Annotated in this window: 17 protein-coding genes and 3 tRNA genes; 10 read left to right on the top strand and 10 right to left on the bottom strand. The window is 41.0% G+C overall.

What is annotated here, in order from left to right; genetic code table 11:
- Positions 1-111: 111 nt before the first annotated feature.
- The 7 genes from JFY49_RS05465 to JFY49_RS05435 all read left to right on the top strand — a co-directional run bounded on the left by JFY49_RS05465 (position 112) and on the right by JFY49_RS05435 (position 3,145).
- On the top strand, positions 112-870 hold the full coding sequence (locus JFY49_RS05465) for a Nif3-like dinuclear metal center hexameric protein (RefSeq protein WP_200224308.1): 759 nt from the start codon (positions 112-114) through the stop codon (positions 868-870).
- Positions 871-1,020: 150 nt separating this feature from the next.
- Positions 1,021-1,647, top strand: coding sequence for a superoxide dismutase (locus JFY49_RS05460; protein ID WP_086195136.1), 627 nt, complete (start codon positions 1,021-1,023; stop codon positions 1,645-1,647).
- Positions 1,648-1,805: 158 nt separating this feature from the next.
- A tRNA-Asn gene (locus JFY49_RS05455) sits at positions 1,806-1,881 on the top strand.
- A gap of 5 nt (positions 1,882-1,886) precedes the next feature.
- Positions 1,887-1,962 (top strand) — tRNA-Asn (locus JFY49_RS05450).
- Between the two features lie 197 nt (positions 1,963-2,159).
- Positions 2,160-2,465 carry a hypothetical protein gene (locus JFY49_RS05445; protein ID WP_200224300.1) on the top strand — a complete coding sequence of 102 codons (306 nt, stop codon included), beginning with the start codon at positions 2,160-2,162 and terminating at the stop codon, positions 2,463-2,465.
- A gap of 103 nt (positions 2,466-2,568) precedes the next feature.
- Positions 2,569-2,644, top strand: a tRNA-Asn gene (locus tag JFY49_RS05440).
- Between the two features lie 54 nt (positions 2,645-2,698).
- The gene (locus JFY49_RS05435) at positions 2,699-3,145 is read left to right on the top strand and encodes a DUF2726 domain-containing protein (RefSeq protein WP_200224298.1); all 447 of its coding nucleotides are present in this window, start codon (positions 2,699-2,701) and stop codon (positions 3,143-3,145) included.
- Positions 3,146-3,207: 62 nt separating this feature from the next.
- Here the strand turns inward: JFY49_RS05435 and JFY49_RS05430 are convergent, their stop codons facing one another.
- Together JFY49_RS05430 and JFY49_RS05425 are read right to left on the bottom strand one after the other, a co-directional pair.
- Complete coding sequence (locus JFY49_RS05430) at positions 3,208-3,450, bottom strand: hypothetical protein (protein WP_200224297.1); 243 nt, start codon at positions 3,448-3,450, stop codon at positions 3,208-3,210.
- 140 nt (positions 3,451-3,590) lie between these two features.
- Positions 3,591-5,333, bottom strand: a complete 1,743-nt coding sequence (locus tag JFY49_RS05425) for an FAD-dependent monooxygenase (RefSeq protein WP_200224295.1) — start codon at positions 5,331-5,333, stop codon at positions 3,591-3,593.
- A 188-nt stretch (positions 5,334-5,521) separates the two neighbouring features.
- On the opposite strand from JFY49_RS05425, the gene JFY49_RS05420 reads away from it, so the two are divergent.
- Positions 5,522-6,406, top strand: a complete 885-nt coding sequence (locus JFY49_RS05420) for a LysR family transcriptional regulator (RefSeq protein WP_200224293.1) — start codon at positions 5,522-5,524, stop codon at positions 6,404-6,406.
- Between the two features lie 81 nt (positions 6,407-6,487).
- Here the strand turns inward: JFY49_RS05420 and ubiA are convergent, their stop codons facing one another.
- The 4 genes from ubiA to glnA form a co-directional block, all read right to left on the bottom strand.
- A complete protein-coding gene (ubiA, locus tag JFY49_RS05415; RefSeq protein WP_200224292.1) occupies positions 6,488-7,366 on the bottom strand; it encodes a 4-hydroxybenzoate octaprenyltransferase in 879 nt (292 codons plus the stop codon).
- Between the two features lie 17 nt (positions 7,367-7,383).
- Complete coding sequence (locus JFY49_RS05410; protein WP_086194986.1) at positions 7,384-7,884, bottom strand: chorismate--pyruvate lyase family protein; 501 nt, start codon at positions 7,882-7,884, stop codon at positions 7,384-7,386.
- Positions 7,885-7,987: 103 nt separating this feature from the next.
- Positions 7,988-8,263 carry a hypothetical protein gene (locus tag JFY49_RS05405; RefSeq protein WP_200224805.1) on the bottom strand — a complete coding sequence of 92 codons (276 nt, stop codon included), beginning with the start codon at positions 8,261-8,263 and terminating at the stop codon, positions 7,988-7,990.
- 93 nt (positions 8,264-8,356) lie between these two features.
- The gene (glnA, locus tag JFY49_RS05400; protein WP_171263131.1) at positions 8,357-9,772 is read right to left on the bottom strand and encodes a type I glutamate--ammonia ligase; all 1,416 of its coding nucleotides are present in this window, start codon (positions 9,770-9,772) and stop codon (positions 8,357-8,359) included.
- 1,152 nt (positions 9,773-10,924) lie between these two features.
- Here glnA and JFY49_RS05395 point away from each other — a divergent pair.
- Together JFY49_RS05395 and JFY49_RS05390 are read left to right on the top strand one after the other, a co-directional pair.
- A complete protein-coding gene (locus JFY49_RS05395) occupies positions 10,925-12,145 on the top strand; it encodes a tyrosine-type recombinase/integrase (protein ID WP_200224803.1) in 1,221 nt (406 codons plus the stop codon).
- Positions 12,146-12,370: 225 nt separating this feature from the next.
- Positions 12,371-12,559, top strand: coding sequence for a hypothetical protein (locus JFY49_RS05390; RefSeq protein WP_200224290.1), 189 nt, complete (start codon positions 12,371-12,373; stop codon positions 12,557-12,559).
- Between the two features lie 176 nt (positions 12,560-12,735).
- Here JFY49_RS05390 and JFY49_RS05385 read toward each other — a convergent pair whose 3' ends face one another.
- The 4 genes from JFY49_RS05385 to JFY49_RS05370 are packed head-to-tail and all read right to left on the bottom strand — an operon-like array spanning position 12,736 to position 14,153.
- Entirely contained in the window at positions 12,736-13,113 is a 378-nt protein-coding gene (locus JFY49_RS05385; protein WP_200224288.1) for a hypothetical protein, read from the bottom strand.
- Positions 13,113-13,409 carry a DUF6527 family protein gene (locus JFY49_RS05380; RefSeq protein ID WP_200224286.1) on the bottom strand — a complete coding sequence of 99 codons (297 nt, stop codon included), beginning with the start codon at positions 13,407-13,409 and terminating at the stop codon, positions 13,113-13,115. Before JFY49_RS05380 ends, JFY49_RS05385 begins: the two co-directional genes overlap by 1 nt.
- Positions 13,409-13,912, bottom strand: coding sequence for a lysozyme (locus tag JFY49_RS05375; protein ID WP_200224283.1), 504 nt, complete (start codon positions 13,910-13,912; stop codon positions 13,409-13,411). The genes JFY49_RS05380 and JFY49_RS05375 overlap by 1 nt, the downstream gene beginning before the upstream one ends.
- A complete protein-coding gene (locus JFY49_RS05370) occupies positions 13,899-14,153 on the bottom strand; it encodes a holin (protein ID WP_200224280.1) in 255 nt (84 codons plus the stop codon). Before JFY49_RS05370 ends, JFY49_RS05375 begins: the two co-directional genes overlap by 14 nt.
- Positions 14,154-14,182 lie beyond the last annotated feature (29 nt).

Genomic DNA, 14,182 nt, shown 5'->3' with positions numbered 1-14,182 from the left:
TAAAATGAAATACAGCAGGAAACTTAAAAATAATTCAGAGTTTTGTGCTGCTTTAGTTACAATTCAAAATATGTTTTGATGATATTCAATATTAAGGCTTTTGAGAAATTTATGGCAAAGCTCAGCGAGATTATTCAGTGGTGTGATCAAACCCTGAAATCACACGAATTTAAAGACTATGCACCAAATGGCTTGCAAATAGAAGGCAAACCGGAGATTAGCAAAATTTTGTGTGCTGTTACGGCATCTCAGGATGCGATTGAGGCTGCAATTAAACAAGGTGCCGATTTACTGCTGGTTCATCATGGTTATTTCTGGAAAGGTGAACCCTACCCGATTACAGGTATGCGCGGTAAACGTATTAAAAGCCTGATTCAGTATGATATCTCACTGGTTGGCTATCACTTACCTTTAGATAGTCACCCTACTTTAGGTAATAATGCCGCGATTGCCGAGATGTTAGCATTAGAAAATATTGAAGCTTTAGATCCAGCTGAACGCAACCCGATTGGCAATATTGGTTATTTAAAAAATGCCATGTCTGCTGAAGACTTTAAACAGTATGTATCTGAACGTTTAAATTTTAATGCCATCCATCTTCCCGCAGAAAAAACCAGCATTCAGAAAGTGGCTTATTGTACCGGTGGCGCTCAGGATTTTATTGACAAAGCGGCGGAGCAAAACTGTGATGCCTACATTTCCGGTGAGGTCAGTGAACGGACTTTTTATGAGGCCAAAGAACTGAATGTGCACTACTATGCCTGCGGGCATCATGCCACCGAACGTTATGGAGTACAACGTCTAGCAAAAGCTATTTCAGAACAGTTCGATATTGAGTATAGTTACTTCGAATTAAACAATCCGATTTAATTTAATGACGGTTTAACATTTTCTTTATACGTATAAATTGAGGCTTTATTCTGTATTGTTATTTATAAGCAATGCGCAATTTTCCTCAAGAATCTATTACAATAAAGCGACTTAATGTTAAAACCCAGCAAAATGCAAGGAATTGAAGACATGACAACGATTACTTTACCGGCACTTCCATACGGTTACGAAGATCTTGCTCCGCACATCAGCAAAGAAACTTTAGAATACCATCACGACAAACACCACAACACTTACGTTGTAAACTTGAATAACCTGATCAAAGGTACAGACCTTGAAGGCAAAACTTTAGAAGAAATCATTAAAGCATCTGCTGGTGATGCTGCTAAAGTTGGCGTGTTCAACAACGCGGCTCAAGTTTGGAACCATACATTCTACTGGAACTGTATGGCTAAAAATGGTGGTGGTAAAGCGACTGGTGCTTTAGCGGCTAAAATTGATGAAGCTTTCGGTTCTTATGAAAAATTTGCTGAAGAATTCGCTGCTGCTGCAACTACTCAATTCGGTTCAGGCTGGGCTTGGTTAGTTGCTGATGAAGTAAATGGTAACTTATCTATCCTTAAAACTTCAAATGCTGACACTCCACTTGCTCATGGTAAAGTTGCTGTATTGACTATTGATGTTTGGGAACATGCTTACTACATCGACTTCCGCAATGCACGTCCTGCTTATATCAAAACTTTCCTGGAAAGCTTGGTAAACTGGGATTACGCAAATGCTAAATATGCTGGTCAAGCTGCTGGCGTTGAAAAATAAGAAATAAAATATTTTTTATTTTTTGCTTAAAAAATCACCCTTTATGGGTGATTTTTTTATTTTCAGGACCCAAACGCATATTAATAAAGCAAATAATTCATTTCTTTACATTATCTTGTTGACGACTTTAGTTTTCATCCCTAAAATGCGCATCAGATTCTCCAATAGCTCAGTCGGTAGAGCGACGGACTGTTAATCCGCAGGTCCCTGGTTCGAGCCCAGGTTGGAGAGCCATCTATTCTTCCATAGCTCAGTCGGTAGAGCGACGGACTGTTAATCCGCAGGTCCCTGGTTCGAGCCCAGGTGGAAGAGCCAAGATTCTAAAAAGCCCACTCATTGCGAAGTGGGCTTTTTTTATTCAGCAGATTTACATTTCCTGCAATCTGCACTTTTACGATCTCTACTTTTGAGTCATCACTTTTTATTAAAATTGTAGATCATTCTCCTATCTCTTGTTCGCTGATTAAAATTTGGTTATGTTCATTCTAATAACAATATTCTAATAAACTGCTATGAATGCCACCTGGTTAAAATCTCTCATTTTCTGGATTATTTTGATTGTTGTCATGTTCGCCGTTTTTCAATGTAGTCAAAATTCTGAAAATAAAAAGCAGGCTTCCGCGCTCATGTATGAACGCCTGTTTCATTGCACCCGTAATTTAGTCCAAAAGAACCCGGAGGTTTTAAAACACATTCAGCAGCAACTCAAACCTGAGCTTACCCAAGCTGAAGTGATGAAATTGCTGGACGAATGCCGTCAAGCCCACCCATTACAAAGCAAAGAAAACTATATAGACTTAATAAAATCACTTAAATAACCAAAAATAAGTTTATTTTTAAAACATTCAATTCATTTCCATGGCTTTTTTAACACTAAACTCTTGACCCTGTAAGCTGAGATACATAGAATGCGTACCAGATTCTCCAATAGCTCAGTCGGTAGAGCGACGGACTGTTAATCCGCAGGTCCCTGGTTCGAGCCCAGGTTGGAGAGCCAAATTCTAAAAACCCACTCAACAGAGTGGGTTTTTTCTTATATCAAGATTTTATTGTGTTCAATTCAAGTCAACTTACTTTTTTTATTATTGGTTGCATTGCCACTCTTGCCTTGCTGACCCTTGTTTTTCAGCAACTGTTCAAACCACAGCAGAAATTTTTCCCTAAACGTGTGATCACGCCTTTTGAAAGCAAAATGTTTATCCGGCTGAAAGAAGCTTTTCCACAGCATCATATTCTGGCTCAAGTTGCTTTTAGTGCATTAATCACCAATGATAACTTTAAGATACGCAACAAGTTTAACCGTAAAGTCACCGACTTCGTTTTACTGAATCAAAAGCTCGAAGTGGTCGCAATTATTGAACTGGATGATCCCAGCCATCTCGGTAAGGAACAGGAAGATGCCGAGCGTGATGCCATGCTGAACGAAGCAGGCTATCAGGTCTATCGCTATACTGATATTCCAAGTACCCACAACTTAAAAAAAGACATTTTAAATTAATTCCATTTCGACATAAAAAAGCCACCGTATGATGCGGTGGCTGAATTCAGTATCGATCTCAATTATTTGCTGGCTTGCTGTTCAGACAGCTCTACAGTGGGCTTAGAAGCAGCCTGTTCAGCTGCTTCACGGGCTTTGATCCGCTCCAGCATTTCAGCCTGCTGCTGTTGATATTTTTGCTGGTTTTTCTCGTCGCTACTGACTGCCAGATAGGCCATAGAGACCAGAAAAATCGGGATAAGTAAACCAAGGCTCATCAGAATAATCATCTTCTTGGGATTTGGCTTCGCGCCTGACTGCGACATAATCAATACCTGTCAATCTATATACACACTAAATTTACCTGTCCAATATAACAAAACCCTGTGCTGTCTCAACAGATCATTCATCTACTTTGTAAACCCGCATCAAAAAGCCGGTCGAAACCGGCTTTTTATCTCTACAGTCAGACAGCAAGCTGAATTTGCTGCAATACCTCTTGCAAGGTTTTTACATAATCAAAGTCAGCTTCAGGCTTGTCTTGCATTCGCCAAGCCACATAACCATCCGGACGTACCAGTATCGCACCCGCTTCATAGATTTCAGATTTCTGGTTCCAGGTTCCGTAAACATCGCGGTATTCGTGGGAACCAATCTGAATCACGTCCAGATAGGGTAAATTCATAGCATGCACCGCATTTTTCCAGCCTGTACCAGACAGCCCAGTCAACAAGGTAAAGCGACCCTGTCCTACGATATCCAGGGTCGATTGCTTCTGTCCTTTGGCATTAATCAGCCAGGTATGTGGCACTTTTGCCCCCGGGCGTGTCGTTGCCTGCAAGTAAAGCTGCGAATCTTGCATAAAGGTTTCCGCTGTCGCCTCGGCAATCACAGCATTTGAATCATAACGCTGATTTAGCTCTACCCCTTGGGCATTAAATTCGAAATGCTTAATCTCGAGCGCCTGGAATAATTTTTGACGAATCTCAGCACCCGCATCATCTTCAGCGAAAATTCGCTGTAACATCTCTGCCTGTGTTGTTACACCATGATCAAAACCAAAAACTTCTTTGAGATGCTTGTAGTCAAAGCGGGATTGATTGGCACGGGCCACAATTTGCTTGCCCACAGGTGCACGCTCACGAGTATAAGAATCCAGCAAGCTTTCTTTGGCCCAGCCTTTCACCGCATAGGCTAGTTTCCAGCCGAGGTTAAAGGCATCCTGCATGCAGGTATTCGAGCCTAAACCACTAGATGGTGGATGACGGTGTACGGCATCACCACCACAGAATACACGACCTTTGGAATACTCTGTCGCCCAGGTCTGATTGACATACCAATACGACAGTTTTTGGATTTCTACTTCTTCAACTTCAGTCCCGACAAAGGCATTCAGGCGAGCACGAACCTGTTCCTCAGTCACCTGCGGCTCACCTTTGGAAATATCAAAGCCCCAACCCATAATCCACTCATTCCATGGGGTAATGGCGCGTAACAGCCCCATACCCAAGTCACCAAAGCTGGCTTCAGGATTGACAATCCATTGCAGGATTGCTGGACGATGCTGCACATATTGGCTTAAATCCGCCTTGAAGGTCACATACACAGTACCGGCACGCGCCATGATGCCTTCAAGCGGCAGATTTAACTGCTCGACAATTTTAGAGCGTGCACCATCCATACCCACCAGATATTTGGCACGTAAGCTAAACTCGGTATTGGTAATCCGGTTTAGAAAGGTTGCCGTCACACCGTGTTCATCCTGAGTATGAGACAGATATTCTGTATTAAAGTTATAAATCGCACCGCGTTCAGCGGCATTCTTTGCTAACAATGCTTCCATTTTCGGCTGGATCAGATCCACCAATGGACAGGGACTGCCTTTAATATAATCGCCATGCCGTTCATCACCAGTACCCCAGGCACTTAAACGGGCAATTTCCTCCCCAACCAGACTGGTGGTAATCAGGCTTTCCCCCATCTGTTCCCAAGGCGTGGCAATCTGCTTGACCTGTTCTTCTACGCCGAGATCGCGCAACACTTCCATGGCCCGCTGATTGGTAATATGTGCACGTGGACTGTTGGCCAGCCAGCTAAACTGGGTAAAAAGCTGGACTTTAATACCATAATTGGCCAATGCCAGCCCCAAGGTTGACCCTGCAGGACCTGTTCCTACTACCAGCACATCCGTATCAAATTGCTCAGACATCACCTACTCCTTTTCAATGTCACCCTTCAGCTGTCTGATCTCAGTGTATGCAACCACGTTATTTTGCAGAACACCCATAGACTTAAACTATGGTTGCATAGTTTTTAGGTCTGCCACATTTCATAATCTGATTTGCAGCATCAGCTCAGAAAGAGACTGTGCAATCGGGTTTATAGGTGTGGTGAATTATGGAATTACGTCATTTAAGATATTTTGTCAGCGTAGTTCAGCAAGGCAGTTTCACCAAGGCGGCCGAAAAAATGTTTACCGCACAACCTTCATTAAGCCAGCAGATTAAAGACCTGGAAGAAGAAGTTGGGGTATTACTGTTTGACCGCTCTGCTAAAAAAATCCGTCTAACTGATGAAGGTGAAGCCTTTTTGCCTTATGCACAGAATGCACTTGAAAGCGCCCAGCTCGCTATCTCCGCTGCACGACAGGTGGCATATAACAAAAACAACCAGATTTATATTGGCTTTTTAAATGTGGCAGAACTGAAGGTCATGCCGTTAATTCTAGACAAACTCAAGCAGCAAATTCCGGATCTGCAGATCCATGTACAAAGCCTGACCTGCCTTGAGCAGATTCAGCGCCTAAAAAATGCTGAGCTAGACCTGACCTTTACTCGTTACGCCATTCAGCATGATGATTATGAAAACCTGTGCTTACTGACTGAAAAAATCTATGTTGTAGCAGCAGAAAAATTACATCCCTCTAAACATCAGATCAACCGTGAGTACCTGAGAAAACAGAACATCATCATGTGTGAGCAAAGCGCTTCGCCAGTATTTTATGAAAAAATCAATCAACAATTGCAGCTTAAACATCTACCGCATCATCAGATGCTCTGGGTGACCAATGTTCTGCAACATATCAACATGATCAATATGGGCTTGGGCTTTAGTTTCGTCCCGGAATACCTGCTCAAATTTCTCGGCGATCATGTGCAAGTGGTTGCGACCGAATTCGAACTTCCTACCTTGCAGCTGTATGCCAGTTTTAGAAAAAATTCAAAAAATGCCGCATTACAGTTCATTACCCGGGAACTAAAAATACAAACTCAGTTGAGCTGATGTCGCAGCCTACATTTAACCCATAATAAAAAAGTATCCATACGGATACTTTTTTATGACGATTTTTACTTCAAATAATCACTAAAACAAAGCGAGAAAAATTCCGGCAAAAATCATAACACCTACCCAGCGATTATGACGGAATGCCCAAAAACAGCGCTGTGGATCACGATCATGGGTTTTGCTCCACTGATAGATAAAATCTGCAGCAACGCATAGCAATGCGATTAAACCCAATGGCATCAACAGACTTTCCAAATACAGGGCACTGCCAATCAATACAAGGCTAATAACTTGCAATAAAGAAATAATTTCAATGTCATATTTACCAAATAAAATCGCTGTGGATTTTACCCCGATCTTTAAATCATATTCACGGTCGGTAATGGCATATTGAGTATCATAAGCTACGGTCCAGGCCAGATTACCAAAGTACAGAAGCCAGCAGGTTAAATCCGGTGTCTGTCCAACTGCGGTATAGGCCATCGGAATAGACCATGAAAATGCCGCGCCAAGAAAGACTTGTGGCAAGTGGGTATAGCGTTTCATAAACGGATAGATAAATGCCAGAAACAACGCCCCAAATGACCAGTAAAAGGTTTCAATCGGCAAAAAGAACAACATACAGGCACTGGCAGCAACCAGAGCTAAAAATACATATATTGCTTCTTGAGCACTGATAATTCCGGTCGCCAGTGGACGGGTTTTAGTCCGTTCCACATGTGCATCGACTTTACGGTCGGCAAAATCATTAATGGCACAGCCTGCCGCACGCATAAAAATCGTGCCCAAAATCATGGGAATCAAAATGCTGATGGATGGCATACCCTGATTGGCAATCCATAGCGCCCACATGGTTGGCCAAAACACCAGTTCCGTACCAATCGGCTTATCAAAACGACAGAGATAATAATAAGCTTCCAGGCGTTCACGCCAGGTAATTTGATGCGCAGTTGCCATGACAATCCTTAACCAGATTACTGTTTAATTTTTTGTTGAATAAATTGCTCAAATGCAGGTAAAAAAGTTTCCTGCACAATAAATTTACAACCATGCCAAGTATAGCAACTTTGCCGTGTCCAGCCATCTTCCAGCAGAATGACACGACGCTGACATATAGGGTTTGTGCGTTGAAATAAAAACCATCCTATAGGTTTTTTACCAATATGCTTAAAAAGGCGTGCCCGACGCTGCAAGCTTAGGATTGGAAAAATGCTTTTCGCTTTGACCCACGGCTCTGCATCACAACCATATAAATAGCTTTCACGTACCCAAGATGTATGCTGATGCGGCATATTCATCCATTGTGCATCGGCACGTAGAAGCCGCTGATAGTGCTCTTCAATAGGCTGGACCTTGAATACCCCACCCGCAAAATCGGTTAATTGTTGTGTCAGTGAACCTGAAGCATATAACCACGATTTTAATGCAGGTAAAATAGTTGAATTTTGATTTGCGTATGCAAGCGGTTCACGCATAACCATAAAGCTCTTAAAAATATGAAAATTTATACACAGTTTAAATGATATTCAGAAGACTGGAGTTTATTTGTTATCATTTAATTTAAAATGAAATTTTGGTTTAACTGTTGTCTGTTTTGGCGATGACTTCAAATTTTCCCTGCGGAGTTTTAATTAAAATCATGCCTTCGGCAGTTAAATAAAAACTTTTAGGATAAGCATAATCCAGAGCCAGCTCAGGATTTTTCAAAGCGATGAATTCAGCTTGCTTATAACCTTCCACTGTTCGCCCAACCTCAATATAAGTCACGTCTGAAAAGTTCAGTTTAAATCCTTTTTCATGATCCTTTGGATCAATCCAAGGAAAGAAACCGGTGTGCTTTTTACGCTGCGCCATAGTCGTGTACATACTTCAAGTAATTTGAATAGATCATACAAAAAAAACCCGCGACAAGCGCGGGTTTTTCTTGAACCTAAATTCGAATATGAATTACAGGCTGTAATACATATCAAATTCAACTGGGTGAGTAGTCGTGTTCAGACGACGTACTTCTTCAGTTTTAAGTTCGATATAGGCTTCAAGCATTTCTTTAGTGAACACGCCACCTTTAAGCAGGTAATCATGATCGGCTGCAAGAGCTTCAAGCGCCATATCCAGGCTGTGAGCCACTGTAGGGATTTTAGCTTCTTCTTCAGGAGGAAGATCATACAAGTTCTTGTCAGCAGCTTCACCTGGGTGAATCTTGTTCTGAATACCGTCAAGACCAGCCATCAACAATGCAGCGAAACCTAAGTACGGGTTCATCATTGGATCTGGGAAACGTGCTTCAATACGCTTGCCTTTAGGGCTAGAAACGTAAGGAATACGGATAGAAGCAGAACGGTTACGTGCTGAGTAAGCAAGCATGATCGGTGCTTCGAAATGCGGAACTAAACGTTTGTACGAGTTAGTAGATGGGTTAGTGATCGCATTCAATGAACGAGCATGTTTGATCACACCGCCGATGAAGTACAATGCCATTTCAGAAAGGCCTGCATATTCGTCACCAGCAAACAGGTTCTTGCCATCTTTAGAGATTGACATATGCACGTGCATACCAGAACCGTTGTCACCTACCATTGGTTTAGGCATGAAAGTCGCAGTTTTAGCATATTGGTGTGCAACGTTCCAAACTGCATATTTAAACTGTTGAACTTCGTCAGCTTTACGCACCATAGTATTGAAGCTCACACCAATTTCTAACTGGCAAGATGCAACTTCATGGTGATGTACTTCTACACGACCTGGACCCATGATGTCTTCAATACGGGCACACATATCAGCACGCATATCTTGTGAAGAATCTACAGGAGGAACTGGGAAGTAACCGCCTTTAACACGTGGACGGTGACCAGAGTTACCAGCTTCGTAATCTTTACCAGTAGACCAGGCAGCTTCTTCAGCGATCAATGTGTGGCGCGCGCCAGACATGTCGATGTCCCATTTTACTTCGTCAAAAACGAAGAATTCTGGTTCTGGACCGAAGAATGCAGTATCACCGATACCTGTTGATTTTAAGTATTCTTCTGCACGGCGAGCGATAGAGCGTGGGTCACGTTCATAACCTTGACCAGTAGATGGCTCGATTACGTCACAAGTTACCACAACTGTAGCTTCAGCGAAGAACGGGTCAAGGAAACATGTTTCAGCGTCTGGACGCAAGATCATGTCAGATGCTTCAATGCCTTTCCAACCAGCAATTGAAGAACCGTCAAACATTTTACCGTCTTCAAAAGTATCTTCGTCGATTGTATCTGCAGGGTAAGTTACATGCTGCTCTTTACCCTTAGTATCAGTAAAGCGAAAATCGACCCATTTTGCGCCACTTTCTTGGATGAGTTGAAGGACCTTGTTCGCCATGCTCATTTTGCTCCGATGATTTTTTGTTGCACCTGCTAAGTGCGTGTTAGTAGTTGGTGTCTATAAAGCAATTCTCGTACCAACTTTTAAAAAGCAAAGCTAAAATATTGAATTCTTTATCAGAATAGAAGATTTGAGCCTTTTGCTTTGTTGCTATTATACTGTGTGTAAATCTAAATGCACCATATTCAAACACTCATAATCACATTTACTTGAAAAGTAGCTTTTAGTGTATCAAATTGGTGCATATTTATTTTTCCCTTTTATAAGAGTCCTATTTTTCTTGCGATTTGCCTGAATATCCATCAGTTCCGCTTAAAATAAATTCTTAATAATTTATTTTCTGTCATGTTAATGATTTCATTATTGAATATTTTCAGCATTTTCTATTTCAAGCTAAAACTCACCTAAAGCATAAATACAAGCTATCTTATTATTATAGATATGTTTTTTATTTTTGGCCCTTAAATTGCAGATATTTCAAACAGTCGCAAGCGTGAAATACTCTGCGCCATTTTGGTGACAAGCTGCTAATCTGATTGCAACAGTTTTATGAACCTTTATGAAGCCAAACTTCAATCACATTAATTTAACCAGCCCTATACTTACTTAAAAATAGTTTATTACTAATACAAACTAAGTATCTTATATTAAGCTTTCAAATGGGGATGGTACTTGTAGCGTATTTTCAAAATAACATAAGATGATTAACCTCATCTTCAATGAATTTTCTTCAACATAAAATGCAAATAAATCAGCTTATTCTCATGTAGTGATTTCTATAAAATCATTATCATGGAAATAGTTCAGCCGAAAATGTTTATTTTTTGCTATGATGATTCGCACTCCATTTTTTTAGCCGTTTTACTGCCTTTAGTTTAAGTTGGACCAGGCAGTGAAAATCTGAATCATGCGAGTATTCTTGGACTATTCGAGCACATATATGTGCGCAAATTTCAATAGGTTAGCTCATGCTTTTAATGATCGAGAAGAAACACCAATAATTAACAAGGCACAATAAAGCTCAATTAAAACAATAAACAAATACATAGTTATTTTTATAATCTCAATAACGCTCAATAAAGATCAATTGCATTAAATCAATATGTGAGTAAGATTGTGAGTAACAAGCTTTCGACACTTCGTTACTCACAACTTATGCTAAATGATACCAAGATCAAACAATTAAAACCACGCGATAAAATGTATCGGGTTGCAGATCATTCCGGCCTATGTTTAGAAGTACGGCCAAATGGATCAAAGCACTGGCGTTTTCGCTATCGCTTTCTCGGGAAGGCTTCTATGTTGAGTTTGGGTGAATATCCGATTGTGGGCTTGGCTACCGCACGCCAAAAAACAGTAGAGCAGAAAGCATTGCTGGATCAAAATATTGACCCGGCTAAATACCGTATTGAAGAAAAAGAACAGGCTAAATTAAAGGCCGAGTCCACTTTTAGGGATATCGCCCTTGAGTGGTATGAAACAAAGAAAAATAAGCGATCGGAATCATTCAGGCGCACCGTAGAGAAGGCTTTCGAAAGAGACTTGCTCCCCGCTTTTGGTAATAAAGACATAAAAGCGATTACACCGCATGATGTGCTGAGGATGCAGAAAGATACGATTAAGCGCGTATCCAAGCAAATGAATCACGGCACCGGAGAAAGTACCGCTATCCGAAATCGGCAGCTGGTGAACTCTATTTTTAACTATGCTATCGCTAATTTGCGCTGTGAAAGTAATCCTGCAATATCGCTTGGACAAACTGTAGAAAGACCACCAAAAGAAACAGCAAGACCGCTGACCGATGAAGAAAAAGCACGGTTTAATAGTGCGATTAAAAATAGCCGAAGCACTGAAATGGTCAAAAATGCAATCATGCTCTTAATGTACTCAATGATGCGGTCGATTGAAATTTGCCGTTTAAGGTGGGATTGGGTGGACTTAGATAAAAGATTAATCACTATCCCACCAGCAACAAAAGAGCAGCTGGATCAGGGTGAGCGCAATATCAAAATGAACCGCATGCACCTGGTTCCACTAAGCAATCAAATGATCAAGATTCTCAAATCACAGCAAGAGCAGTCTAATGATGAGTATGTGTTTTGCTCAGTGTTCAATAAATCAAAAATTATGAACAAAACCACGATTAATGCCGCATTACGCTCTATGGGTTTTGAGACACTAACGGCCCATGACTTTCGTGCCACTGCTTCAACATTATTGCATGAGGCAGGTTATGCATCGGAATGGATTGAATTACAGCTTGCACACGTAGATAAAAATGCAGTACGCGGCACATACAACCATGCGCAAAACTTAGAGGAAAGACGGGAAATGATGCAGGATTGGGCTGATATGGTAGATGGGTGGAAGGGATAAAGCCCTCACTTGAGGGCTTTAATAATACCAATATAGATCTTTAATCCTTACTGATCTAGCTTCAGAATTAATGTCAATACATTTTCTATTAGACATAAGAACCGCTCTACATGATATAAAATACCAAGTTCTGGTGATACTCGAACCATAATATTCTCTGTTAAATCAAATAACTATTTAATTGGTTAGATTAAATATTCTTTATTTTACTTTTAAGGTAATATTATGTTCGGTTTAAAACGCAATTTTCTCGCAATATTAATAACACTATCGCCCTTTGCATGTGTTTCAGCATTAGCAATGCCGATTATCCCAACTCTGGATTTTCCATCTGAATCCAAAAATATAAAGACTGAAAATTCAAAAAACAGTGATGATGAATTTAAAGAAACTGATGTTAAAAAATCTAAATAAGCAAGAGGAAGGTATTTCATATTAATTGAAATACCTTCCTAATAGCTCACTTGATGGCCTTCACAATTGCACCATGACGTGCTTTACAATCATTATATTTTGCTACGGTATCAATAGACCATAACATCACCGCTTTACCCTGCCCGGATTCTAATTTTTGTAAATCAGAACAAGATTCAAGGAGGTTCGCTGGAATCACTGGTGATAAGTGAGTTGATTGCTGACACCCCAGAAGCGTCAAAACAATGCTGCTGATACACAGGACGATCAATGATCTTTTGCACTTCACGTGTAACGGTTTCGACTTGTACTCGCTGTTCTGATTTTGCTTTTTCATAATCTGCACTCACCTGGTTAATGGCATTCTGTTTTTCAGCCAAGGCTTTTAAATGTTGCTGTTCAATTTTTTGAATTTTGGCCTGGCACCTTGATTCGGCATCTTGAATCTTCCCGGACAAATGATTGGTATAAGCAATTTGGCCCAACCATAAAAAAGAAAGGATCGCTATTGCGACCCAGTATTTGAATTTCCATAAGACTAAAAGTATTGGCATTAGAATTCCTCCACTGGCAGTAAATCAACGGTTTTACCAGCTAAACTGTGATTACAATCAGATAAGAATTGAATCTTCCCGTCAGTGATAAATGAGTGACATTGGCTTGGATGACCTTGATTTACCATCAATGATGGGGTGAATGTTGGAGCATCTAAATTCCCATTAAAACCCCATCGGATGCGATGCTGCTCACCAACATGGATAGGATGTAAGGTTTTACATCCTGGGCACTCAATGAAATAGATACCATTTGATTCAAGCAAAACATTACTTACTTTTTTAAACTCATTCATTATTGTGCCCCTATACATTTTTGATAACGATCAACTTGCCGGGTCCAAACGCCATAGCAGTTGTTGGATCGGACTGAGCAATCGCGCTTGGCTACATATTTCCACTTCAAAAGAGACTGGCAGGCTTGCACGTATTTGCCCTGCTTTAGATTGCGAAGCATTGAGGATTGATTCCAGTTGGCTTGGCCAAAGTTGTATGTGAAGTCCAGATAGGTGTCATATTCAACTTGAGACAATTTCACGCCATGCAGTGATTTTCGGAAAGCAATCTCGTCTTTGGCCACATGCGCTTTTGCCCACTCCTGGGCAACTTTTCGTGTGATTGGCGGATCAGTCATTTTGAGGGGCTGGCCATTGGGTTTTACGGTTGAGCCGATGCCTTGAGTGACTACTCCACCACCATCTTTATAGGGTTTTGCTGAGTATCCTTCTCGAATTTCTAAAGACGTAAAAAAAGCAGCCGAAGCTGCTAATATTGCGACTGAGATTTTAGTCTTTGACATTACATTCACCATTCAATTTTCGCTTTGTCAGCTCATGAATCTCTTTTTCACGCTGATTCCGCTGCCATGAAAAATAAACATTGATAAGCAAACCAAGTACTGCAACCCCAATACCAACCCACCCTATCCAATCGATACCCATAAAAAAACCGGCTGCACTTGCCGCACCGCCGGTTACTGTTGCTTTTGATCCTAAAGCTGCTGCGGATGTTTCCGCTACCGCTGCGGTGGTTTCAGACATTTCGCCCCCTATATTTTTTGGCATAAAAA

The sequence above is a fragment of the Acinetobacter sp. CS-2 genome, assembly GCF_016599715.1.
GTDB lineage: Bacteria > Pseudomonadota > Gammaproteobacteria > Pseudomonadales > Moraxellaceae > Acinetobacter.
The sequence above is the reverse complement of the archived record's forward strand: the minus strand, read 5'-3'. Positions and strand labels throughout refer to the sequence as shown.